Raw genomic sequence first — 22,346 nt, forward strand, 5'->3', positions numbered from 1 at the left:
TCTTTTTAATGGTCTTCCCACATGGGCGGCAGCTGCACAGCAATGATGCTGGTGTGCATTCAGTTCAACGCGGATAGGCTATGGTTCATCGATTCGACAGAAGATGCCAATGCGCGCATCTTTATTAGGTGGAGCCAAATCGGAAAGAATTCAAGGGCGGACAGTGCCGCTTAACAACTTATTTTCCGCGAAGCTGATTGTGAAATTAACAGGCTGCATTGAAAACACTATGCCTGTCGCTCTACCCATGCGACACTTACCTGTGAATGATTCGGTCACTTATAATAAGGGAAATTGGACCGACATCCTATGAATAATCAGGGACAGATAGGATCAATTAGGAAAAATTAGACGCTGTGCGACTGTTCACGCACCGAATTGACGATAAAAAAGACAATAGCCATGCGAGATCACCGACCCCGCTCTACGTTGCACTTGTTAGAGAGCGACAACAACAATATCGCTCAACGCGCTGTTGAGCTCGCCAAGCTAAATAAGTTGATCTTGGCCTTGTTGCCGGGCGAAACCTCTAAGGCTTGCCGGGTAGCAAACTATCGTGAGGGCGTGCTCGTGGTTGAAGCTGGCAGCGGCGCTTGGGCTATGCGGCTCAATTACGAGCGCCAACACCTTTTGTCCGTATTACGGCAAAAAGGCCTCGCCAGTCTCACCACCATTGAAGTGAAAATTAATCCAGCCTTGGCCGCCGTGGATAGAGAAGAAGATGCCGCCACACCCGCGCGCCATTTGAGCAAAGCCTCGGGTGAGTTACTGCATGAGCTGGGGCAAAGTGCCTCACCAAAGTTAAAAGCGCGTTTAGAGGCCTTAGCCAAGCTAGCGACAGACACAAAAAAGCCAGAGTCGTGACTCTGGCTTGATTTAATAGGGTGCTGAGCAACTTACCATGATGAGGCAGCTCTGCCCTATTTAGGTGCAAGTGTTAGGCAAGCACCATATCTGGGTCAGCAAAGGCAACCGGTGATTTTTCCGTTTCTTCAAACGTTACCCACTCCCACGCTTCTTGATCCGCCAACACAGCACGCAGCAGCTGGTTGTTCAGTGCATGGCCCGATTTATAGGCGCGCATTTCACCGATGATGCTATGGCCACACATGTATAGGTCACCAATTGCATCCAACACTTTGTGCTTCACTAATTCGTTATCAAAGCGCAGACCTTCTTCGTTCAAGATGCGGTAGTCATCCAGAACAATGGCGCAATCAAAGCTGCCGCCCAAACACAGGTTCTGTGATTGTAGGTATTCAATGTCGCGCATAAACCCAAAGGTTCGCGCACGACTGATATCTTTGATAAACGACTGTGTCGAGAAGTCCATCACCAAATTTTGTTGCTCTGATTCAATCGCAGGATGGTTGAAGTCGATGGCAAAATCGAGGCGGAAGCCGTTATACGGCACCAGCTCTGCCCATTTGTCGCCGTCTTCAATGCGAACAGGTTTTTTAATGCGAATGAATCGTTTTGGTGCGTTTTGTACTTCAATACCGGCAGATTGCAGCAAGAAGATGAATGGGCTTGAGCTACCATCCATAATCGGGATTTCTGGCGCATTGACCTCGATAATAATGTTATCGATGCCCATACCGGCAATCGCGGCACTTAAATGCTCGACAGTCGAGATACGCACGCCTTCGTCATTAACGAGCGCGGTACACAGCATAGTGTCGCGTACATCCGCTGGATCAGCCGGAAAGTCAACCGGCGGCTCCATATCGGTACGGCGATAAATCACGCCGGTGTTCGCAGGAGCCGGACGCAGAGTAAGCGTAACCTTACGCCCAGAGTGGAGGCCCACACCGGTCGTTTCGACAATACTTTTTAATGTTCGCTGTCTTATCATCGGCTTATCTCAACTTTTTCTCAAAAAAGTGTGCTCTGCGTCACTCATTACCCTGTCACCTTAGACAAAGGGAGCGTGATGATAGCACATCGCTGGCTACAAACCAAGCACTGGCACTAGTCAGCTTGCTTACGCAAAAACGCAGGAATATCGAGATAATCATGCTCGGTCTGCGATTTTGGCGCCGCGTTTGACGACGACGCAGCTGGCTGCTCTTTTGCCGCAGGCGTTGCCGCCTGAGGTTTTTCTTGCAAAGGCTGTGCCTTTTTCGGCTCGGCCGGTGCTTGCCCAGACTGTGCGTTGGTCACCAAGGTAATATCTGGCTTACGTTCGTTGCCAATCCCCGTTGCCACCACAGTCACTCGCAGCTCGTCGCTCATTTCCGGATCCATCGAGGTACCAATCACGACAGTCGCATTATCAGAGGCGAACGCTTTAACCGTGTTACCGACCGTCTCGAATTCATCAAGACGCATATCGAAACCAGCGGTAATGTTCACCAGCACACCGCGTGCGCCTGCTAAGTCGATGTCCTCAAGTAGCGGGCTAGAAATGGCCATTTCAGCCGCTTCTTCTGCTCGGTCTTCACCCGTAGCAACCCCGCTTCCCATCATGGCGTGCCCCATCTCTGACATCACAGTGCGGACATCCGCAAAGTCGACGTTAATGTGGCCCGGACGGGTAATCAGCTCAGCAATACCTTGCACCGCGTTACGAAGTACATCATTCGCCTTCGCAAACGCATCTAGTAAGGTTATGCCACGACCCAGTACTTTGAGCAGTTTTTCGTTAGGAATCGTGATAAGCGAGTCAACATTCTTAGACAGCTCTTCAATTCCTTGCTCAGCAAAGGCCAGTCGCTTCTTACCTTCGAAGCTAAATGGTTTGGTGACCACTGCAACGGTGAGGATACCCATTTCTTTCGCAATTTCTGCGATGATAGGTGCTGCACCTGTCCCAGTACCGCCGCCCATTCCTGCTGCGATAAATACCATATCGGCACCTTCGAGCTCAGCTTTAATCGCATCGCGATCTTCAAGGGCAGAATCTCGACCTACTTGAGGGTTTGCCCCCGCGCCTAGGCCTTTGGTGATGTCGCCACCAATTTGAATGACGGTGCCAACGCTACTTTTACGCAACGCTTGGGCGTCAGTGTTAATACTAATGAAGTCAACGCCTTCGATTGACTCACGTACCATATGCTCGACAGCGTTACCGCCGCCACCGCCAATGCCAACGACTTTAATTACCGCATCGTCAGACATTTCCATCATCGGTTCAAACATGAGTTCTCTCCGTCCTTCCTGTTCGCATCAGGGTTAAAATTCTTTCTTAAACCAGCTACTCAGCTTGCTTACCCAACTGGCAACAGCCCGCTTTTGCTCTGGTTCACTCGTTTCTGTCAGCAAGTTTTCTTTGCCGTAATGCAAAAGCCCAACCGCTGTTGCATAACATGGTGCTTGTACATAGTCGGTTAATCCGGTGACACCCACAGGCTGCCCAACTCGTACTTGATTCTGAAACACACGCTCAGCACATTCGACCAAACCGTGCATCTGTGCCGCACCGCCAGTCAGTACAATGCCTGCGGCTAACTGGTGCTTCACGCCTTCACTGCGTAGCTTGTCTTGAATGGCAACCAGCTTCTGATTGACCAATCCCAACAGCTCAGAACAACGTGGCTCAATCACTTCTGCCAGTGTCTGGCGCTGCAATGTCCGTGACGGGCGTCCGCCCACACTGGGCACATTGACTTTGGCATCCTTGCTGACCAATTCGCTAAGTGCGCAGCCGTACTTCACTTTAATGTCTTCTGCGTCGGCAAGCGGTGTTCCGAACGCGTAAGCAATGTCGCTGGTAATCACGTTCCCCGCATAAGGGATAACCTCTGCGTGGCGCAGCGCGCCTCCCGTCCAAACTGCGAGATCCATGGTACCACCGCCAATATCGACAACGCAGACACCCAGCTCACGTTCGTCCGGTGTAATCACCGCATGGCTTGCTGACAAGCCGGAGAAAATCAGTTGATCAACTCTAAGACCACAGCGTTCAACCGCTTTCTCAATATTTTTTGCCGTGTCATTGTGACATGTGATGAGGTGCACACTGGCTTCCATACGCACACCTGACAACCCCACTGGGTTTTTGATCCCTTCTTGATAGTCAATTTTATATTCTTGTGGGATCACATGGAGCACGCGTTGCTCATCACTAATCTTCACTGACTTGGCAGTGTGGATCACATTGTCAACGTCATCTTGGGTCACTTCCTCATCGGAAATCGTACCCATCCCTCTTTCAGTCTGGCAGTGAATGTGCTTTCCTGACAAAGAAAGATACACAGAACTGATTTGGCAATCCGCCATCATTTCTGCTTCATTCACCGCACGCTGGACGGATTTGACCACAGATTCTAGGTCGTTGACGCCACCTTTATCCATGCCACGAGACGGGCTGGTCCCCACGCCCAATACGTTGATGGTGCCGTCTGGCAGCACTTCACTGACCAGCGCAGACACTTTGGACGTACCGATATCCAGTCCAACAATCAGTGATTTATCTGTCGCTTTATTCATTCACACCATCTCTTAATCTTGGCTAGTCGTCTCTTCCGTCTCTGTTTTCCAACCTACGGCAGCACCTGTGTCATAGCGTAAGTCCACGTAAGCGATCGGTGTTTGTTGTTGCTGTATCTCAGGGTAAAGGTGCACAAACCGCGCTAAGCGCTCTTCTCGTGCTTCTCGACCCAACTCAATCCGTATGCCGCTGCGTGTCACGATACGCCAAGAGCGTCGCTCGTTCAGTGATAAGGCTTTAATCGACAAGCCAATGCGATTGAGCTGCGCATTTAAAGTCTCACTGGCGGCAAGCACCTCTTTTGCACTCTCTGGCATACCGTGCAAAGACACCAGATCCTGTCCTGCAACATCCGCCGGCGTGCCATCAAAAATCTCGCCATCAGGCGTTAACAGCTTCTGTCCATTCCAGATAGCTCGCGCTTGATACTCGGTAATATGGACTTTCAAGGTGTTCGGCCACTGTTTGCGAACCGCCACGTGCTTAACCCAAGGCAGCGCCTCGATGTTTGCCTGGATGCTATTCACATCTTGCAACATAAAACTTTTCAAGGTGCCGACCGACAACACAGCGTCGCGCACTTGCTGATCACTGACCTGAGTCCGATCGCCTTCGATGACCAACTGAGACAAAGGCAGCTGCTGCTCATCGCTCATCCAATCGATCACTCGCACAAAGCCGGTCACCATCAAAAGAATGACTGCGGTAAGAAACACCAATCCCGCCCATTGCTGACGTTCAAGGTTCACCGTTTCTTGTATGCGTGTGAGCGCATTTACCATGCTCATACCTTTGTTATCGCCTTGTGTCGAGCAAGCTTGACACACCCAGCGAAAAAACCGACTGATTATAGCGATCCCGCGCCTCGTGCTCCAACTTGATTGACGCTTTGTATCAATAAGCTGAGATCTGTTCCGAGCAATTTTGCTCTGTGATGCGAAAAAAGCCGCCTTTTTATTCGGATCGTCCGATTATGACACAGCTTTTTATCACATCAGTTTATTTTTTGTTGTGCCATTTTTGCTTTATCCAGCGCCATTGCCGCTAAATTTCGCGCTACTTTACCAATGTCACCCGCGCCTTGTGTTAAAACTAAGTCATTCGCTTGCAGTACATTGGCCAATGCGGCCGGTAACGCCTCGGCATTTGGCACAAAAATCGGATCGAGCTTACCTCGCGCCCGAATGCTACGACACAAACTTCTACCGTCAGCCCCAGCAATCGGTGTTTCTCCCGCAGAATAGACATCCAACATCAACAGCACATCCACGTTTTCCAGCACATTGGCAAAATCATCGTAGAGATCGCGGGTACGGCTGTATCGGTGCGGCTGAAAGATCATCACCAAACGATGATCTTGCCAGCCAGCGCGTGCCGCTTTAATGGTGACATCCACTTCACTAGGGTGGTGACCATAATCATCAACCAATAACGCCGTTCCTTGCTCGACAGGGAATTCTCCCAGTTGGTCGAAACGACGTCCTGTTCCTTCAAAACTGGCAAGCGCACGCACAATGGCAGCGTCATCCACACCGTCTTCGGTCGCGACAGCAATCGCGGCACTGGCGTTTAATGCGTTGTGTTGTCCCGGAATATTGAGCTCTATGGTCAAGGTCTCGCGTCCCGGACGGGTGACTTTAAAGATCCCGCGCTGACCTTTTTGGTGATAATCGTGCAAACGCACATCGGCATCATCAGAAAAGCCATAGGTGATCACTTGGCGACCAATCGATGGGATCAGGGCGCGTACCACAGGATCATCAATACACACCACCGCTAACCCGTAAAACGGTAGATTGTGAAGAAAATCAATAAAGGTTTGCTTTAGCGTTTCAAAGTTACCGCCGTAGGTATCCATATGGTCGGCTTCAATATTGGTGACGATGGCGACCATAGGTTGTAAATGCAAAAAAGAGGCATCGCTTTCGTCCGCTTCCGCAATCAAATATCGGCTACTCCCCAAACGCGCGTTGGTGCCAGCACTTTTCACTAATCCCCCATTAACAAAGGTGGGATCTAAACCGGCTTCCGAATAAATCTGTGTCACTAATGCAGTGGTCGTGGTTTTACCATGAGTGCCGGCAACGGCAATACCGTGCCGATATCGCATCAATTCGGCCAACATTTCGGCACGACGAACCACCGGAATGCGGAGCGATTTTGCCGCGACCACTTCCGGATTATCGGGCTTGATGGCGGTAGAGACCACCACCACGCTTGCTTTCTCAATATGACTGGCTTGATGACCGATAAAGATCTCTGCCCCCATGGACGCCAAACGCTCGGTGACCACATTTTGTGCAAGATCCGAGCCGGTTATTTGGTAACCTTCATTAATCAGCACTTCAGCAATACCACACATACCCGCACCGCCGATGCCCACAAAGTGGATCCGTTTCACCCGACGCATTTCCGGGATCATGGTACGAAGTTTTTCTAGCTGCTGATTATCCAATTTACCCATTCATCTTTTCTCTATTATTTTGCTTGTTCGGCAATCACTTGTGCCACACGTGCATCCGCATCAATGATCGCGGCATCGCGCGCGGCGTTCGCCATCGCAAGGAGGCGCGCTCGGTCTAAGCCGTCAATTGTCTCAGCCAGCGTGGCGGCTGTCAGTGATGGCTGTTCAATCATCAGTGCTGCATCACGTTCAACCAAGTAATCACCGTTTAGTGCTTGCTGACGATCGGCATGCATAAAGGGCACAAAGATCGCCCCCACACCGGCTGCCGCGAGTTCCGAGACCGTCAACGCGCCACTGCGACAAATCACCACATCGGCCCAAGCATAAGCACTGGCGACATCATCAATAAATTCAGTCACGGTCGCATCGGTAACGCCCTCAGCGTGATAGGCCGCTTCGGTACTTTGCGCGTTTCCTTTACCGGCTTGGTGACGCACCATGACTGGCTGCGCCGTTTGTGCCACCGCAACAGGCACGGTTTGGTTTAAGATGCGCGCACCTTGGCTGCCGCCCATCACCAGAATACGCAATGGTCCGTTGCGATCACGAAAGCGCGCTGTCGGTGACGGCAAGGAACACACATCACGGCGCACCGGATTGCCGACCACAGGCTGACCCTCAAACGCTCCCGGAAAGGCTTGCAGCACTTGCTTAGCCACTTTTGCCAACCATTGGTTGGTTAACCCAGCCACCGCATTTTGTTCATGAAGCACCACAGGTACACCACTGAGCCAAGCGGCGATGCCACCGGGGCCACTCACGTATCSACCCATACCCAACACCGCATCGGGTTTATAGCGCTTAATGATTTGGCGCGCTTGCCAAATGGCGCTAAGGATCATCCACGGCGCACGCAGCTTGCGGATCAGGCCCGAACCAATCAAGCCTTTGACACGAATAAACTCAATATCAATGCCGTGTTTGGGAACCAGATCGGCTTCCATACGATCCGCAGTCCCCAACCAACGGATCTGCCAGCCTTGTTGCTCTAAATATTTCGCGACCGCGAGGCCGGGAAACACATGTCCACCGGTTCCCCCCGCCATTACCAATAAACGTTTACTGCTCATCGTGTTGAATTTTATCCTGATAATGCTTGATTTGATGGGCTTGGGCCGTGGCTAAACGGTACTCATGGTCGATACGTAACAGCAGGGCGACCGCCATTGCCATGATCAAAAGACTGGAACCGCCATAACTGATCAGAGGCAGCGTCAGCCCCTTGGTCGGCAGCATGCCCGCGGCAGCGCCCACATTCACCATGGTTTGAAACGCAAACCAAATCCCGATACCAAAGGCGAGAAAGCCACCAAACAATTGTTCTTGTTCAAGGCAACGTCTGCCAATAAATAAGGCTTTGAAGACCAAGCAGAAAATTAAAACCAAAATGACACTAACGCCCACCAGCCCGAGCTCTTCGGCAATCACGGCAAAAACAAAGTCGGTATGCGCTTCAGGCAAGTACTCCAATTTTTGAATCGAGTTGCCTAAGCCTTGCCCAAACCAATCACCGCGCCCAAAGGCCATTAACGATTGGGTAAGCTGATAGCCACTGCCAAACGGGTCTTGCCAAGGGTCAAGGAAAGCGGTAACACGCCGCACCCGATAAGGCTCTGCAATGATCAAGCCTCCCACCAGCGTTAGCCCTGCCACCAGCAGCGCGATAAATTGCCACAATTTGGCGCCGGCAATAAACAACATGCCCACCGTGGTCACAAACATCACCACCACTGAGCCTAAATCGGGCTGGGCAAGGAGCAAGCTGGCAAATAACAACAGCACCGCAAGCGGCTTCGCAAAGCCACGAAAGTGCTCGCGCACTTCACCATGACGGCGGACGAGGTATCCTGCCAAAAAAACAAACAGAGATAACTTGGCAATCTCGGCAGGCTGAACATTGAYCCCAGCAATGGAGATCCAGCGCGCTGCACCGTTGACCGAGCGCCCGATGGCTAATACGGCCAGCAGCAACACCGATGACAGCAATAGCATCCAACCACTGTATTTTTGCCAAAGCCGCACGGGAATATACATCACCACCACAGCCGCTATCACGGCTACCGTGAGATACATCGCGTGCCGTTTCGCAAATAAAAATGGGGCATCGGCCAAGCGAAGGGCAACCGGGATAGACGCTGACGTCACCATCACCAGCCCAATCACCATCAATAGCAGTGATACCCAGACAAGTTGGCGATCATAGAGCACACCCGGCGATGGGGTGCGCAGCCAAGACCAACACTGTTTGGGCCAAGTGCGTATCATCGGACATCACTCACGGTAAGTTGTTTGACGGCATCGGCAAAGGCATCGCCACGTGCCATAAAGTTGGCGAACTGATCGAGGCTCGAACAGGCTGGTGACAATAGCACCATATCACCCGGTGCAACGTGTTGGGCAATGACATCAATCGCCTGCTCCAAGGTTTCAAAACGCTGCGACGAGCGGCTCAATGCAGCCAGTTTGTCACCATCCCGCCCAAAGCAATATAGCTGGGCAGACAGCTTATCCAACACAGGTTGAAGCGCCTGAAAATCCGCACCTTTACCATCACCGCCGAGCAACAGATGGAGCTTCCCTTGCAGCGTTAAGCCATCCAAAGCGGCTAACGTGCTGGCCACATTGGTCGCTTTGGAATCATTCACCCAAGTTACGCCGTTGATCGTTGCCACCGTCTGGCAACGATGAGGCAAGCCAGTATAGGTTTGCATTGCCTGAACTTGTCCATCGCGACCGATACCGACACTGTCTGCCAGTGCCATTGCCGCTAAGCAATTGGCAACATTATGACGCCCAACGAGCGCAAGTTCGGTCACGGGCAGGACAGGAACACCCTCCACACTGAGCCACTCTTGGCCTTGATGACTGATCAGACGATAGTCGCCGTGCTGAAAACCAAATAAAACGAGAGGTTGCTCACTGTGCGTTGCTTTATCATCAGCGTTGGCAATCCGGGTGTGTGCGTGAGCGAAAATACGTAACTTGGCCGCGCGATAATCGGCCAAGCTGTCGTAACGATCCATGTGATCTTCAGAAAAGTTTAAAAACGCGGCGCCATTCAACGCCAATGACGCCGTGGTTTCCAGTTGAAAGCTCGACAGCTCCAGCACATATAAGTCATGCCCTTGGTCGAGTAAATCAAGCGCCGCGACACCGATATTGCCACCCACACCCACACGGATACCCGCTGCTTTGGCCATCTCGCCCACTAAGGCGGTGACAGTGCTTTTCCCGTTCGACCCGGTGATAGCGACCACCGGCTTATCGCAATACCACGCAAAGAGTTCAATGTCGCCAACGATGGGGATGCTCGCTTGATGAACTGGGCCAAGCGCGGGCGTCGTCAGCGCAATGCCCGGGTTGGTCACCACCAGATCGGCGTCGGCTAACCACTGTTCCTGCCAGCTGCCGGTATGTAATGTCACCTGAGCCGGCAGTTGATCACACCCCGGAGGTTGAAGACGCGAATCCATCACGCGAATCGTTGCCTGAGGATGGTGGCGGGCAATAAAGCGCACCACGGATAATCCAGTCACCCCCAAGCCCATCACCACGATATGATCAAACTCGGTTAACGAACGCTGGCTCACGGTTGACATGATTAACGTACCTTCAGCGTTGCCAGTGCAATCAACACTAGCATCAAAGAAATAATCCAAAAGCGGACAATGACTCGTGGCTCCGGCCACCCTTTTAATTCATAGTGATGATGAATCGGTGCCATACGGAAAATACGCTGTCCTCGCAATTTATAAGAGCCGACTTGCAAGATCACCGACACGGTTTCCATCACAAACACGCCGCCCATGATGATCAACAGCAATTCTTGGCGTACCAAGACAGCAATGGTGCCTAGCGCGCCACCAAGGGCCAACGAGCCGACATCGCCCATGAATACTTGAGCTGGATAGGTGTTAAACCACAAAAAGCCTAAGCCAGCACCGACGATGGCAGCACACACCACCACTAGCTCACTGCTGTATTTGATGTAAGGGATATGCAGATAGCTGGCAAAGTTCACATTCCCCGTTGCCCACGCAATAAACGCAAAGCCTCCCGCGACCATCACCGTCGGCAAAATCGCGAGACCATCCAACCCATCGGTTAGGTTCACCGCATTACTGGTGCCAACAATCACAAAATAGGTAAAGACGATATAAAACAGCCCCAGTTGAGGCATCACATCTTTGAAAAAGGGCACAACCAGTTGCGTCGCAGCGGTGTCACTACCATGCGCATACAGCGCAAAGGCCACACCTAGCGCAATAGCGGATTGCCAAAAATACTTCCAACGTGCAATTAAGCCATCGGTGTTTTTGCGCACCACTTTGCGATAATCATCGACAAAGCCAACCGTGCCGTACCCGAGCAACACTACCATCACCGCCCATACATAGGGGTTCGATAAATCTGCCCATAAAAAGACGGTCAGGGTAATGGCGGCCAGGATAAGCACCCCGCCCATAGTAGGTGTACCACGCTTGCTAAAGTGCGATTCGGGCCCTTCTTCTCGTACCACTTGGCCAATCTGCATCGATTGCAGATATTTAATCAGTCGCGGCCCCATCCATAACGAGAACACAAGCGCAGTTAACGCACTCACAATGGCGCGAAAGGTCAAATATTCAAACAGTCGCATCGACGGGAAAAAGCCCTGCAATGCCTCAGCTAACCATACCAGCATCAGCAGGCCTCCTTAATGGCGGCAACAACCGCCTCCATCGCCATACCTCGGGCGCCTTTGACCAAAATGGTGTCGGGATTATGTGTTTTCATCATGGTTACTACATGCGCGATCAGCGCGTCTTTTGAGTCAAAATGACGGCCGTGACAGCATTCACTGATCACACGGCTATCGGTTCCTGTGGTAAACACCTGCGTCAGCCCCGCCTTGGCGGCGTGCTCACCCACTTCTCGGTGCATTTGTTCGCTGTACTGCCCTAGCTCGGCCATATCGCCTAAAATCAACCAACGCTCGCCAGAATAACTGGCAAGCACGTCGATGGCGGATTTCATCGCCGGAACGCTGGCATTGTAGGTATCGTCAATCAGGCGGAGTCCGGCACGCGGCTCACTCACTTCGGTGCGGCCTGCGGCATTTTTCATCGCCGCAAGTCCTTGAGTAACGTCCTCTAAGGTCACGCCCGGTAACTGCATCGCGGCACAACCGGCCATCAATGCGTTGGTAATATTGTGTTTGCCGGGCAGCGGTAACGTCACCGTAGATTGCTGCTCGCCGTCACTGAACACTAAGCGGTAGCAGCCCGCCTCGACCAGCTCGCTCTCCACCAGTTGCAAAGGCGCAGCCGCTTGCTCAGTCACCTGAATCACGTTTTTTTCTGCCAGCACGGCTTGCCATTTCTCACCGCCATGGCTTTGCGCGTTAACCAGCGCTATACCGCCTTGAGGTAGGCCTTGATAAATTTCACCTTTGGCGGTCGCGACCCCCTCTAGCGAGCCAAACCCTTCAAGGTGGGCAGCCGCAAGGTTGGTCACCATGGCAATATCCGGTTTGACAAGCGATGTGGTGTACGCAATTTCACCGATATGGTTCGCACCTAGCTCAATCACGGCATAGTCATGATCGGGCGTGAGACGAAACAAGGTGAGCGGCACCCCGATATCGTTATTAAAATTGCCTGCGGTCGCCAAGGTCTTCCCTTTGCGCGACAAAATGGACGCGAGCATTTCTTTGACCGTGGTTTTGCCACAGCTGCCTGTAATCGCGATGGTAGGAACCTGACACTGCCCTTTAACCCACGCGCCCAGCTGGCCCAGCGCGATACGGGTATCGTCGACCACCAATTGCGGCAAGTCGATATCCAGTGGTGTCGATACCACCAGTGCCACAGCGCCCGCCTGCTTGGCTTGTTCTGCAAAGTCGTGCCCATCAAACCGTTCGCCTTTCAACGCCACAAATAGCGCGCCTTTAGTCACCTGTCGGGTGTCTGTGGTGATCGCGACAACGTCAAGCGCCGGTGGGGTGTCCACACCGTGCCATTGCGCGGCCAAAACATCAGCAAAGGTTGTGAGTGCGGTGGTAATCATGGTAACTCCTTCAATAACGCAGCCACGGTTTCACGGTCGGAATAATGCACTTTGCCGTCGGCAAGGACTTGGTAGTCTTCATGGCCTTTGCCCGCGACCAGCACGATATCGTCAGCTTTGGCCGCCTGCATCACCCGTGACAATGCACGCGCGCGATCGTGCTCAACCCACGCGTTATCGGGGGCCTGCATCCCAGCAAGCATGTCATCGGTAATCGCATTGGGCGCTTCACTGCGCGGGTTATCGTTGGTCAGTACCGCCTGATCGGCATATTGCTCTGCAATGCGAGCCATCACCGGACGCTTGCGGGTATCACGATCGCCGCCGCAGCCAAAGACACACCACAACTTACCCCGACAGTGGCGGCGCAGTGCGATCAGAGCCTTCTCCAGCGCATCGGGCGTGTGAGCATAGTCAACCACCATGGTCGGTTTGTCAGGGGCAAGAAAAACCTCCATCCGGCCAATGACGGCGTTTAATTGATCGCTAGTCGCTAACAGGGCATCCAGTGAATAGCCCAAGCCTAATAGGGTCGCCAAACTGACCAAGAGATTGCTGACGTTAAAATCCCCCACCAAGGCAGCATTCAACTCCCCTTGTCCCCAACTGGTTTCGACCATCACACGTACGCCGTCGGTGGCAAAATTAATCTGGGTGGCACGCACATAAGGGCCGTCGTGGTGTTGCAAAGAATCAGCGTGCAGCGCGACCGCAATCGCCTTGGGCCACTCGCGCAGCCATTGGCGTCCCACCTTATCGTCGGCATTAATGACTTTGAGCGGGTTACCCAATGAGAAAAGCTGCTTTTTCGCCTCAGCGTATGCCGCTAAGGTGCCGTGATAATCAAGGTGGTCATGGCTGAGATTAGTAAATACCGCCGCATCAAAGGCCAAGCTCGCCACGCGGCCTTGCACCAATCCGTGCGAGGACACTTCCATCGCCACGTGCTTGGCACCTTGGTCGGCAAATGCCGCTAGCTGCGCTTGAATGCTAATGGCATCGCCAGTGGTGTTTTCCGCAGCCTGCAGTCGGCCGATAAAGCCATTGCCTGTGGTGCCCATCACGGCGGTGGGCGCATTTAGCGCATCAAGCCATTGTGCAATCAGCTGCGACACCGTGGTCTTACCGTTGGTGCCAGTCACGCCAATCAAGCCTACTCGCTGCTGCGGGTCGTGATAGAACCGAGCCGCCAACGCTGACAACAAGGCGGGGAGATCCGGCAAAGAGATAACCGGCACCTCGTGGTGCCAATCAAGACGCGCCATTGCATCATCGGCTTGCTGAACAATCGCCACCGCACCGGCCTCGATGGCCGCAGGAATAAATCGACGACCGTCCACTTGATGGCCGGCAATGGCAACAAACACATCCCCTGACGTCACTTGGCGACTGTCCAACGTGAGTCGGTTTACTGTGATACTCGGTGCATCAGCTAGCCATGGGCTTAGCCACTGCTTTAAATCATTCATTCGCATCCACTTGGTTAGAACGCTGAGCTACTTGAAGCCCCGGGCCGGTCTGAGCGTCCGGAGCAATATTTAAAATCTGAAGCGCACTTTTCATCACGCTCGAAAATACAGGGGCTGCCACTTGGCCGCCGTAATACTTGTCACCTTGGGGTTCGTTGATCACCACCACCATCGCGAGTCGTGGGTTACTGATCGGCGCCAGCCCCGCGGTGTAGCCAATGTATTCGTCACCGTATCCTCCCGCGACTGCGACTTTTGCCGTCCCGGTTTTAGCACCAACACGATATCCATCCACCGCCGCACGACGCGCACTGCCACCTTCTTGGGTGACACCYTCTAGCATCTGCAGCACTTTATAGACATTGTCGCGGGTGGCGACCTGTTTGCCTTCCGTCACCCCTTCATGCTTGATGATACTCAACGGACGATTCACACCCAGTGAGCCCAAGGTGGCATAAGCACGGGCAAGTTGTGCGGGCGTGACTGACAAGCCATAACCAAACGCTAAGGTCGCACGTTCAAAATCGGACCAACGGCGACGCGTCGGGAAAATACCCACCGACTCGCCTACCAGCTCAACGCCTGTGCTCGCCCCCAAACCAAAGCTGCCATACTCGCCAAGTAAGGTTTCGACCGGCATCGCCAGTGACAGCTTACTGACACCGATGTTGCTGGATTTTTTGAGAATGCGCGCCAGATTGGCTTTTCCGACTTTCGACACATCACGCACGCGGCTGCCGCCGATTTGCATGATGCCGTTTCCGGTATCAATCACGGTATTCATGTCGGCGACCCCATTTTCCAACGCCGTCAGCACCACAAAAGGCTTCATGGTAGAGCCGGGCTCAAACACATCGGTGATCGCACGGTTGCGCATATTAAAGCTTTTCAGATCACCACGGTTATTGGGGTTATAGGAAGGCGCATTGACCATGGCGAGTACTTCACCAGTTTTGACATCTACCATCACCAGTGAACCAGACGTCGCGCGGTAATCTGCGACCGCTTGCTTAATCGCGCGATAAGCAATGGCTTGCAGACGCTGATCAATGCTCAATGCGATAGGTTGGCCTTCTTTTTTATCTTCGGTGGCAATGTGCTCTACCACGCGACCAAAGCGGTCTTTGCGTACGGTACGTTTGCCATGTTCACCGGTAAGCCACTCATCGTAACGGCGTTCAATCCCTTCCAAACCGTGACCGTCAATACCGGTCACACCCACTAAGTGAGCACTTACTTCGGCACTAGGATAAAAACGACGAGATTCTTCTTTTAAGCCCACCCCGGGCAGGTCGAGCTTATTGACATAAGACGCCATGGCCGGGCGGACTTGGCGTTGCAGGTAGATAAACCGGCGGTTGCGGTTTGCTTCAATTTTGTCGATCAGAGCTTGGCGATCCAGTCCCAACACATCCGCAAGTGCGTACCAACGATCTTTTTTCGCTAATCCCTGATGCTTAAATACCGTGACAGGATCCGCCCAGACTGCTTGGACAGGCACACTGACCGCCAGAGGCTCACCATTGCGGTCGGATATCATCCCACGGGCGGAATGTACTTCTTCCACCCTGACCGAACGTAAGTCCCCTTCGTAGCGTAAACGGTCGGGCTCAATCACCTGAATAAAAGCCGCCCGAGCCACCAGTGCGGCGAACGCGAGACCAATAAACACACAAATAAGGCCAAAGCGCCACTTGATAAAAACAGGTGGCGCTTTTGGCGTGCGTCGATTTGCTGGCTTCTGGGTACGCTTTTTCACGGATTCGTACTCAAGGGTCGTTTAACGATCACTTCATTTTTTTGCGTGGGTCGAATCATACCAAACGCGTTTCGCGCCACAGATTCGACATGGCTATGTTCCGACAAGGAGTTTTCCTCCAACAGTTGGTTTCGCCATTCCACTTCTAACGTTTCACGCTGGTCGAGCAACGCATCTTGTTTAGCAATCAAGTTGCGGGTGGATTGTGTCATCAATACCACCGCAATTGCCGAGACCAGCACGGCGCCGAGCAGCAACAAAGGCACCTTGCCTACTGCCAGTAGGTCGTGGCGAATTTGTTTAGCGAGGCTCGGGCGTCTTTCCATGGTTTATCCAAGCTTTTCTGCTACACGCAGCACCGAACTACGAGCACGGGCATTGTGTTCAATTTCTTGTGACGATGGTTTGATCGCTTTACCGATGGGCTTCATCGCCGCCGAACCAAGTTCAGCAATCTGCGCCTCGGTCAGCGGCACCCCTCTCGGCACCTCTGGCCCTTTGCTTTGTTTGCGAATAAAGCGTTTCACCATGCGATCTTCGAGTGAGTGGAAACTGATCACCGATAAGCGTCCTTGAGGCGCCAACACCGTCAATGCGCCTTGCAAGGCCAGTTCTATCTCATCGAGCTCACTGTTGATATAAATACGGATCGCCTGAAAGCTGCGGGTCGCGGGATGCTTTTTCTTCTCTTTAAACGGCACCGTGTTGTCGATCAACTTGGCCAGTTGACTGGTGGTTTCAAGTGGCGGGGTCTCTTCATCTTCACGGTATTTGACGATCGCATGGGCAATCCGCTTAGCAAAGCGTTCTTCACCGAAAACTTTTAGCACCCAAGCAATGTCATCGGCGCTTGCCGTTTCCAACCACTGCGCCGCAGACTGGCCGGCGGTCGGGTCCATACGCATATCGAGCGGACCATCACGCAAAAAACTAAAGCCACGGGTCGGATCATCCAGCTGTGGCGAAGACACGCCCAAATCGAGCAACACACCATCGACTTTTCCTGCCAATCCTAAATCGGTGAGGTAGGTTTCAATGCCCGAAAATGGCCCATGGATAATTTGGAAACGCGGATCCTTGATGGTGCCGGCTTCTTCGATGGCTCGAGGATCGCGATCAATCGCATACAAGCGCCCGTTCTCGCCCAACTGAGACAAAATATGTCGCGAGTGGCCGCCACGGCCAAAGGTGCCGTCGACATAAATGCCGTCAGGTTTAATGGCAAGGCCGTCCACAGACTCATTTAAAAGGACGGATACATGGGTATATTGTTCTGACATAAATTCGCTTCATTAATTACAGTGACAGATCTGCTAATCGTTCACTGATGAGGTGGTTTGACTCCGCCTGTGTATCCATATCCTGACGAATTTGCTGCTGCCAAGTTTGCTCATCCCAAATTTCAAATTTGTTGAGCTGGCCGACCAACATCGCTTTGCCATCCAGTCCGGCATATTGGCGCAACGTGGATCCAAGCAGCAGTCGCCCTTGTCCGTCCATTTCGCAATCAAATGCGTGCCCGAGCAATAAACGCTGTAGGCGTCGCTCTGCAGGCTGAAAGCTGGATAATTTTGAGAGCTTGTCTTCAATCACTTCCCATTCAGGGACCGGATATAAGGCCAAGCAAGGGAGTTGGTGATCAATGGTGCACACAAAGCGGCCTTCGCAATGCGCGACTAACGCATCACGATAGCGGGTCGGCAAGGCAAGCCGTCCTTTTTTATCGACCGAAATGGCGCTGACGCCTCGTAACATGGCGTTATTTTCCCTTTTTCACCAAAATTATCCACTTTACACCACATTTTCCCACCCAGAAGTGTACGTAGCAGGTAAAAAGAAAGTCAAGCGAGTCACGAAAGTGATTCCGATCACATATTATGAAATAAAAGAGGCAATTCAGCTGGTTAGTCTGTGTTCACTTATCGACTATTGATAGCAATATAACTAAATCATCTGACCAATCGCTGAAAACAAGAAGGCGAGCCCAAAAAGGCTCGCCTATAAATGCGGTTGAGTTGGCCTGTAAGCCGGGTTCTGTACCGTAAAAACGGCGGTAACCATTCGTCTAGGCCTGCAATCGCTCACAGGCTCCAGCAACCTACCCGTCCCCAAACGCGGGCCGCGCCAATAGGGACCTATTTGGTCTTGCTCCGGGTGGAGTTTACCGTGCCACGAACTGTTGCCAGACGCGCGGTGCGCTCTTACCGCACCCTTTCACCCTTACCTGTGCTCCGAAGAGCCATCGGCGGTCTACTCTCTGCTGCACTGGTCGTAGGCTCACGCCCCCCAGGCGTTACCTGGCACCCTGCCCTGAGGAGCCCGGACTTTCCTCCCCTTTATCAGTCTCCCAAAGGACATCAATAAAGCAGCGGTTACCCGGCCAACTCGAGCGGGGGAGTATATAGAAGATTGTTAGCGCAAGCCAGCCAAAATCACGCCCAGTTACAGATTCTCCAAGCCCCACTTATAGAGTGCGTTCTTTTTAACCGAATACAGTTCCGCGACTAACGCCGCCGCTTTTTTAAGAGGTAACTCAGCGGCAAGCAACCCTAATGCGCGACAGGCGGACTGTGGCAACGCATTTTTATCCGCACGGTGGCCGGCCACTAGCAACACCATCTCGCCTTTTAAGCGGTTGGGATCTTCATTCAACCATTCAATTAATGCCCCCAAGGGCGCGCCGTGAATGGTTTCAAAGGTTTTGGTGAGCTCGCGCGCCAGTACCACGCGGCGTTCTGGCCCAAGCACTGCCAGCATATCGGCCAAACTATCGCGGATACGGTGCGGCGACTCATAAAAAATCAAGGTGCGCGGGTCATCGGCTAAATCACGGAACGTGTCTTGGCGGGCTTTCGTTTTCGGCGGCAGGAACCCTTCAAAACTAAAGCGGTCTGAAGGCAAGCCTGATGCACTCAATGCAGTCACCACCGCACACGCGCCCGGCAGCGGAACCACTCGGATCCCAGCGTCGCGGCATTGCGTCACAAGGTGATAGCCTGGGTCACTGATCAGCGGCGTGCCCGCATCGGAGACCAGAGCTATCGACTGACCTTGCTGTAAGCGATTAATCAGCGCAGCCGCTTTTTGCTGCTCATTATGTTCGTGCAGGGCAAACGTTTTGGTGCTAATCGAGAAATGCGACAATAATCGAGCCGTGTGCCGCGTATCTTCGGCGGCAATCAGGTCAACATTGGCTAACACCTCTAACGCACGTTGCGTGATGTCAGCCAAATTGCCGATTGGCGTCGGTACAATATATAGCGTGGGAAGTGCCCGCTCGGATAGATTTGCATCAGTCATTTGTTTAACAACCCTTCGGCGATTAAGATAGGGGCAACGTTGTCACGGTTGAAACATGTTCATGCTTAAACTTACCCAGAAGCGTCAAAGTGTAACACGACTTGTCACGCCTGTAGCCTTGGCGTTGGCACTGGCGGCCTGTAGCGCGCCAACCACAGGACCCACAGCTCGCCATGCGATCAGTCAACCGGCGAAGGAGAACTCAACCTTCTACCTGCTGCAAGCAGAAACCAGTGAAGGCAACCAGCAAAATGACTGGTTTTTACTGGCGATCAAGGCGCTCATTAACGAGCAACAGTTCAACCAAGCAGACGTTTTGCTGCAACGCTTGGAGCGACGCCCTCTTACCACCGATCAACAGATCGAGTGGACGCTGACACGGGCGCGCTTTTTAGCGGAAACCGGCAAGCTCCCTCAGGCCGATGAAGCACTCACCCTCAACCCAAATTGGCAGTTGAGTGCCGAGCAACGCGCGCGTTTTTATCGTCAAAAAGCTACCATTGCGCGTCAGCAAAGCAATGCATTCGCCGCGGTGACCAACCAACGCTTGGCCGCTGGCTATTTGGACGGCAGCGAGGCTCGCCAAGCGTGGAATACTTTGTGGCAAGATTTGCAGCAATTAAACCAGCGCGAAGTGGAACGGATTGAAAGCGGCGATGATGACATTCTCGCCGGTTGGGTTCGCTTGCTAGACATTGCACGGCGCCACAGCCGCGATCCGGCTCAAATGCAAACCGCACTTAACGATTACTTAAGCCAACATCCCGCGCATCCGGCCAATCGGTACTTGCCCGACAACTTGGCGGATATTCAGTCGCTCACCATCACCCAACCAACGCGTGTCGGTGTGATGCTGCCACTGAGCGACAAATTTGCCGAACAAGGGGATGCCATTCGCGACGGCTTTGTCGAAGCCATGCTCGATGACAAGAGTGAGCAAAAGCCGACGGTATTTTTCTACGACACCAATGCGCTCGATATGCAGGCCCTTGAACAGCGCGTGCAAGATGATCGCCTCGACTTTGTGGTTGGCCCACTCCAAAAACACATGGTCGCCGCAGTGAGTGAGGCAATCGCCGGTCAAGTACCTTTGTTGGCATTGAATCAGCCCAACGATGATAGTTTCACTCCCGGAGTGTGTTATTTCACCCTCTCTCCCGAGCAAGAAGCGGCACAAGCCGCCGATCATCTTTATAACCAAGGCTATCAGTTCCCGATGGTGCTGTATCCTGACTCCACCTTTGGGCGTCGAATGAGCGAAGCGTTTTCCACCCGCTGGCAGGCTTTGACGGACACCCAGGCGGAGCAAGCCGCCTTTGGGGATCGCAGTGGCATGCAAGCCCGCATTCAATCCATTTTCGGATTAGACGGGAGTCAGCGCCGTATTCAGCAAATGAAACAACTGACCGATCTGCCCTTGTTATCGCAGCCAAGAAGTCGCCGCGATATTGATGCGGTGTACATGGTAGCCGGTGCCGCTGATCTGACCTTGTTGAAACCTTTCATCGAAGTGGCGATTAATCCTGATGTGGTACCGCCTAAACTGTATGCCAGCTCACGCAGTAACAACCGCGCCGATGGCATGGGACAACTGGGCGAGTTACAAGGCATTGAGTTTAGCGATGTCCCCCTTCTGATCAGCCCAGATAGCGAAGCGCACCAGCAACATGCGCGTCGCCACCCAGCGCAAAGTAATAATACCGCGCGTCTACATGCGCTGGGGGTCGATGCTTACGCCCTCCTAACCGGCCTGCCCCAAATGCAAGCGCTGCCCGGTTATCAGGTTAATGGTCAATCGGGACAGCTATCACTCGGTGACAACTGCGTCATTAACCGTAAAATGCGGTGGGCACGCTTTGGCAAAACCGACATCGAGCCGGTTGCCCCGACGGATAACGGAGCAAGCCAGTAATGCAAGGTCAGCCAACTAAGGAGACGGGGCAAGCCTATGAGCAATATGCTTGCCAATACCTGCTCCAACAAGGGCTGACCTTACTGGATAAAAACGCCCATAGCCGCCGAGGCGAGCTGGATTTAATCATGCAAGAGGGCAAGTGCTTAGTCTTCGTCGAAGTCCGCTTCCGACGAGGGCGCGGTTTTGGCGGCGCGGCCGCAAGCATCACCGCCACCAAACGCCGCCGCTTGTACCTTGCTGCCGAACGTTGGATGCAACGTCACGGCTTTCACAGTCACCACACCGAGTTTCGCTTTGACGCTGTGACCTTTGATGGCCACGTTGAAGCAATCAACTGGATAAAAAACATCGTTGAAGGGTAAGTAATGCTAGAAAGCATCAAAGAGAGCTTTACCGAGAGTATTCAAACACAAATCGCGGCCGCAGAAGCGATTCCAGAGCATCTGTCACAAGCGGCACAAGTGATGGTACAAAGCCTGCTGAATGGCAATAAAATTCTTTGCTGTGGCAATGGCGGCTCTGCGGCTAATGCGCAACATTTCGCCTCCTGTTTGCTAAACCGCTTCGAAACCGAACGCCCCAGCTTACCGGCGTTAGCGCTGACCGCAGACACCACCACGTTAACGGCGGTTGCGAACGATTACAGCCACGATGAAGTGTTTTCCAAGCAAGTGCGCGCGCTCGGCCAGGCCGGGGATGTGCTCCTCGCCATCTCAACGAGCGGAAACAGCAAAGACATCATTAAATCAATGGAAGCCGCGGTAACGCGTGATATGACCATTATTGCCATGACAGGCAAAGACGGCGGCGAAATGGCAGGCTTGCTTGGCCAGCGAGATGTCGAAATTCGTATTCCCTCACAGCGTACGGCGCGTATTCAAGAAGGTCACCTGCTTGCCGTGCACTGCCTGTGTGACTTGATTGATCAGGTGCTTTTCCCTTCTCACGGAGAATAA

Annotated in this window: 20 protein-coding genes and 1 other RNA gene; 4 read left to right on the forward strand and 17 right to left on the reverse strand. The window is 52.9% G+C overall.

Annotated elements, in window-relative coordinates; translation table 11 throughout:
- Positions 1-402 precede the first annotated feature (402 nt).
- Positions 403-864, forward strand: a complete 462-nt coding sequence (locus BZJ18_RS03520; RefSeq protein WP_108743106.1) for a DUF721 domain-containing protein — start codon at positions 403-405, stop codon at positions 862-864.
- A gap of 73 nt (positions 865-937) precedes the next feature.
- On the opposite strand, the gene lpxC is transcribed toward BZJ18_RS03520, so the two are convergent.
- The 17 genes from lpxC to rsmI form a co-directional block, all read right to left on the reverse strand.
- Entirely contained in the window at positions 938-1,855 is a 918-nt protein-coding gene (gene lpxC, locus BZJ18_RS03525) for a UDP-3-O-acyl-N-acetylglucosamine deacetylase (RefSeq protein WP_069586604.1), read from the reverse strand.
- Between the two features lie 116 nt (positions 1,856-1,971).
- A complete protein-coding gene (gene ftsZ, locus BZJ18_RS03530; protein ID WP_077455359.1) occupies positions 1,972-3,141 on the reverse strand; it encodes a cell division protein FtsZ in 1,170 nt (389 codons plus the stop codon).
- Positions 3,142-3,174: 33 nt separating this feature from the next.
- The gene (ftsA, locus tag BZJ18_RS03535) at positions 3,175-4,431 is read right to left on the reverse strand and encodes a cell division protein FtsA (RefSeq protein ID WP_069586602.1); all 1,257 of its coding nucleotides are present in this window, start codon (positions 4,429-4,431) and stop codon (positions 3,175-3,177) included.
- Positions 4,432-4,443: 12 nt separating this feature from the next.
- Positions 4,444-5,214 carry a cell division protein FtsQ/DivIB gene (locus BZJ18_RS03540; RefSeq protein WP_108743110.1) on the reverse strand — a complete coding sequence of 257 codons (771 nt, stop codon included), beginning with the start codon at positions 5,212-5,214 and terminating at the stop codon, positions 4,444-4,446.
- A gap of 212 nt (positions 5,215-5,426) precedes the next feature.
- On the reverse strand, positions 5,427-6,896 hold the full coding sequence (murC, locus tag BZJ18_RS03545; RefSeq protein WP_077455361.1) for a UDP-N-acetylmuramate--L-alanine ligase: 1,470 nt from the start codon (positions 6,894-6,896) through the stop codon (positions 5,427-5,429).
- Positions 6,897-6,910: 14 nt separating this feature from the next.
- On the reverse strand, positions 6,911-7,969 hold the full coding sequence (gene murG / locus BZJ18_RS03550; RefSeq protein WP_077455362.1) for an undecaprenyldiphospho-muramoylpentapeptide beta-N-acetylglucosaminyltransferase: 1,059 nt from the start codon (positions 7,967-7,969) through the stop codon (positions 6,911-6,913).
- Complete coding sequence (ftsW, locus tag BZJ18_RS03555) at positions 7,959-9,164, reverse strand: cell division protein FtsW (RefSeq protein ID WP_077455363.1); 1,206 nt, start codon at positions 9,162-9,164, stop codon at positions 7,959-7,961. The genes murG and ftsW overlap by 11 nt, the downstream gene beginning before the upstream one ends.
- Positions 9,161-10,498 (reverse strand): UDP-N-acetylmuramoyl-L-alanine--D-glutamate ligase, encoded by a 1,338-nt coding sequence (gene murD, locus BZJ18_RS03560; protein WP_077455364.1) that lies wholly within the window; start codon positions 10,496-10,498, stop codon positions 9,161-9,163. Before murD ends, ftsW begins: the two co-directional genes overlap by 4 nt.
- A 2-nt stretch (positions 10,499-10,500) precedes the next feature.
- The gene (mraY, locus tag BZJ18_RS03565; RefSeq protein ID WP_069586596.1) at positions 10,501-11,583 is read right to left on the reverse strand and encodes a phospho-N-acetylmuramoyl-pentapeptide-transferase; all 1,083 of its coding nucleotides are present in this window, start codon (positions 11,581-11,583) and stop codon (positions 10,501-10,503) included.
- Complete coding sequence (locus tag BZJ18_RS03570) at positions 11,583-12,947, reverse strand: UDP-N-acetylmuramoyl-tripeptide--D-alanyl-D-alanine ligase (protein ID WP_077455365.1); 1,365 nt, start codon at positions 12,945-12,947, stop codon at positions 11,583-11,585. The genes mraY and BZJ18_RS03570 overlap by 1 nt, the downstream gene beginning before the upstream one ends.
- Positions 12,944-14,422: a UDP-N-acetylmuramoyl-L-alanyl-D-glutamate--2,6-diaminopimelate ligase gene (murE, locus tag BZJ18_RS03575; RefSeq protein WP_077455366.1), complete on the reverse strand. Its 1,479-nt coding sequence runs from the start codon at positions 14,420-14,422 to the stop codon at positions 12,944-12,946. The genes BZJ18_RS03570 and murE overlap by 4 nt, the downstream gene beginning before the upstream one ends.
- Positions 14,409-16,175, reverse strand: coding sequence for a penicillin-binding transpeptidase domain-containing protein (locus BZJ18_RS03580; RefSeq protein WP_069586593.1), 1,767 nt, complete (start codon positions 16,173-16,175; stop codon positions 14,409-14,411). The genes murE and BZJ18_RS03580 overlap by 14 nt, the downstream gene beginning before the upstream one ends.
- Positions 16,172-16,501 (reverse strand): cell division protein FtsL, encoded by a 330-nt coding sequence (gene ftsL / locus BZJ18_RS03585; RefSeq protein WP_069586592.1) that lies wholly within the window; start codon positions 16,499-16,501, stop codon positions 16,172-16,174. The genes BZJ18_RS03580 and ftsL overlap by 4 nt, the downstream gene beginning before the upstream one ends.
- A 3-nt stretch (positions 16,502-16,504) precedes the next feature.
- On the reverse strand, positions 16,505-17,455 hold the full coding sequence (gene rsmH, locus BZJ18_RS03590; protein ID WP_077455367.1) for a 16S rRNA (cytosine(1402)-N(4))-methyltransferase RsmH: 951 nt from the start codon (positions 17,453-17,455) through the stop codon (positions 16,505-16,507).
- Positions 17,456-17,471: 16 nt separating this feature from the next.
- On the reverse strand, positions 17,472-17,930 hold the full coding sequence (mraZ, locus tag BZJ18_RS03595) for a division/cell wall cluster transcriptional repressor MraZ (RefSeq protein WP_069586590.1): 459 nt from the start codon (positions 17,928-17,930) through the stop codon (positions 17,472-17,474).
- A 252-nt stretch (positions 17,931-18,182) separates the two neighbouring features.
- An RNA gene (gene rnpB, locus BZJ18_RS03600) (RNase P RNA component class A) lies at positions 18,183-18,563 on the reverse strand.
- A gap of 54 nt (positions 18,564-18,617) precedes the next feature.
- Positions 18,618-19,475 (reverse strand): 16S rRNA (cytidine(1402)-2'-O)-methyltransferase, encoded by an 858-nt coding sequence (rsmI, locus tag BZJ18_RS03605; protein WP_077455368.1) that lies wholly within the window; start codon positions 19,473-19,475, stop codon positions 18,618-18,620.
- A gap of 61 nt (positions 19,476-19,536) precedes the next feature.
- Between rsmI and BZJ18_RS03610 the strand changes: the two genes are divergently transcribed.
- From BZJ18_RS03610 to BZJ18_RS03620, 3 genes are read left to right on the forward strand one after another with little or no spacing between them, the layout of a single operon-like run.
- Positions 19,537-21,387 (forward strand): penicillin-binding protein activator, encoded by a 1,851-nt coding sequence (locus BZJ18_RS03610; RefSeq protein ID WP_241824906.1) that lies wholly within the window; start codon positions 19,537-19,539, stop codon positions 21,385-21,387.
- A complete protein-coding gene (locus BZJ18_RS03615; RefSeq protein ID WP_077455370.1) occupies positions 21,387-21,752 on the forward strand; it encodes a YraN family protein in 366 nt (121 codons plus the stop codon). The genes BZJ18_RS03610 and BZJ18_RS03615 overlap by 1 nt, the downstream gene beginning before the upstream one ends.
- Before the next feature lie 3 nt (positions 21,753-21,755).
- Complete coding sequence (locus tag BZJ18_RS03620) at positions 21,756-22,346, forward strand: phosphoheptose isomerase (RefSeq protein WP_069586585.1); 591 nt, start codon at positions 21,756-21,758, stop codon at positions 22,344-22,346.

Origin of the sequence: Salinivibrio sp. IB872 (assembly GCF_001995345.1) — a bacterium.
Taxonomy (GTDB): Bacteria; Pseudomonadota; Gammaproteobacteria; order Enterobacterales; family Vibrionaceae; genus Salinivibrio; species Salinivibrio proteolyticus.

Coding starts and splice junctions, on each gene's coding strand:
- mraZ (WP_069586590.1), bottom strand. CDS start 17,930: ATGTTACGAGGCGTCAGCGCCATTTCGGTCGATAAAAAAGGACGGCTT.
- BZJ18_RS03540 (WP_108743110.1), bottom strand. CDS start 5,214: ATGGTAAATGCGCTCACACGCATACAAGAAACGGTGAACCTTGAACGT.
- murC (WP_077455361.1), bottom strand. CDS start 6,896: ATGGGTAAATTGGATAATCAGCAGCTAGAAAAACTTCGTACCATGATC.
- murE (WP_077455366.1), bottom strand. CDS start 14,422: ATGCGAATGAATGATTTAAAGCAGTGGCTAAGCCCATGGCTAGCTGAT.
- rsmH (WP_077455367.1), bottom strand. CDS start 17,455: ATGTCAGAACAATATACCCATGTATCCGTCCTTTTAAATGAGTCTGTG.
- BZJ18_RS03610 (WP_241824906.1), top strand. CDS start 19,537: ATGCTTAAACTTACCCAGAAGCGTCAAAGTGTAACACGACTTGTCACG.
- ftsZ (WP_077455359.1), bottom strand. CDS start 3,141: ATGTTTGAACCGATGATGGAAATGTCTGACGATGCGGTAATTAAAGTC.
- BZJ18_RS03615 (WP_077455370.1), top strand. CDS start 21,387: ATGCAAGGTCAGCCAACTAAGGAGACGGGGCAAGCCTATGAGCAATAT.
- ftsL (WP_069586592.1), bottom strand. CDS start 16,501: ATGGAAAGACGCCCGAGCCTCGCTAAACAAATTCGCCACGACCTACTG.
- BZJ18_RS03620 (WP_069586585.1), top strand. CDS start 21,756: ATGCTAGAAAGCATCAAAGAGAGCTTTACCGAGAGTATTCAAACACAA.
- murD (WP_077455364.1), bottom strand. CDS start 10,498: ATGTCAACCGTGAGCCAGCGTTCGTTAACCGAGTTTGATCATATCGTG.
- BZJ18_RS03520 (WP_108743106.1), top strand. CDS start 403: ATGCGAGATCACCGACCCCGCTCTACGTTGCACTTGTTAGAGAGCGAC.
- BZJ18_RS03570 (WP_077455365.1), bottom strand. CDS start 12,947: ATGATTACCACCGCACTCACAACCTTTGCTGATGTTTTGGCCGCGCAA.
- mraY (WP_069586596.1), bottom strand. CDS start 11,583: ATGCTGGTATGGTTAGCTGAGGCATTGCAGGGCTTTTTCCCGTCGATG.
- rsmI (WP_077455368.1), bottom strand. CDS start 19,475: ATGACTGATGCAAATCTATCCGAGCGGGCACTTCCCACGCTATATATT.
- lpxC (WP_069586604.1), bottom strand. CDS start 1,855: ATGATAAGACAGCGAACATTAAAAAGTATTGTCGAAACGACCGGTGTG.
- ftsA (WP_069586602.1), bottom strand. CDS start 4,431: ATGAATAAAGCGACAGATAAATCACTGATTGTTGGACTGGATATCGGT.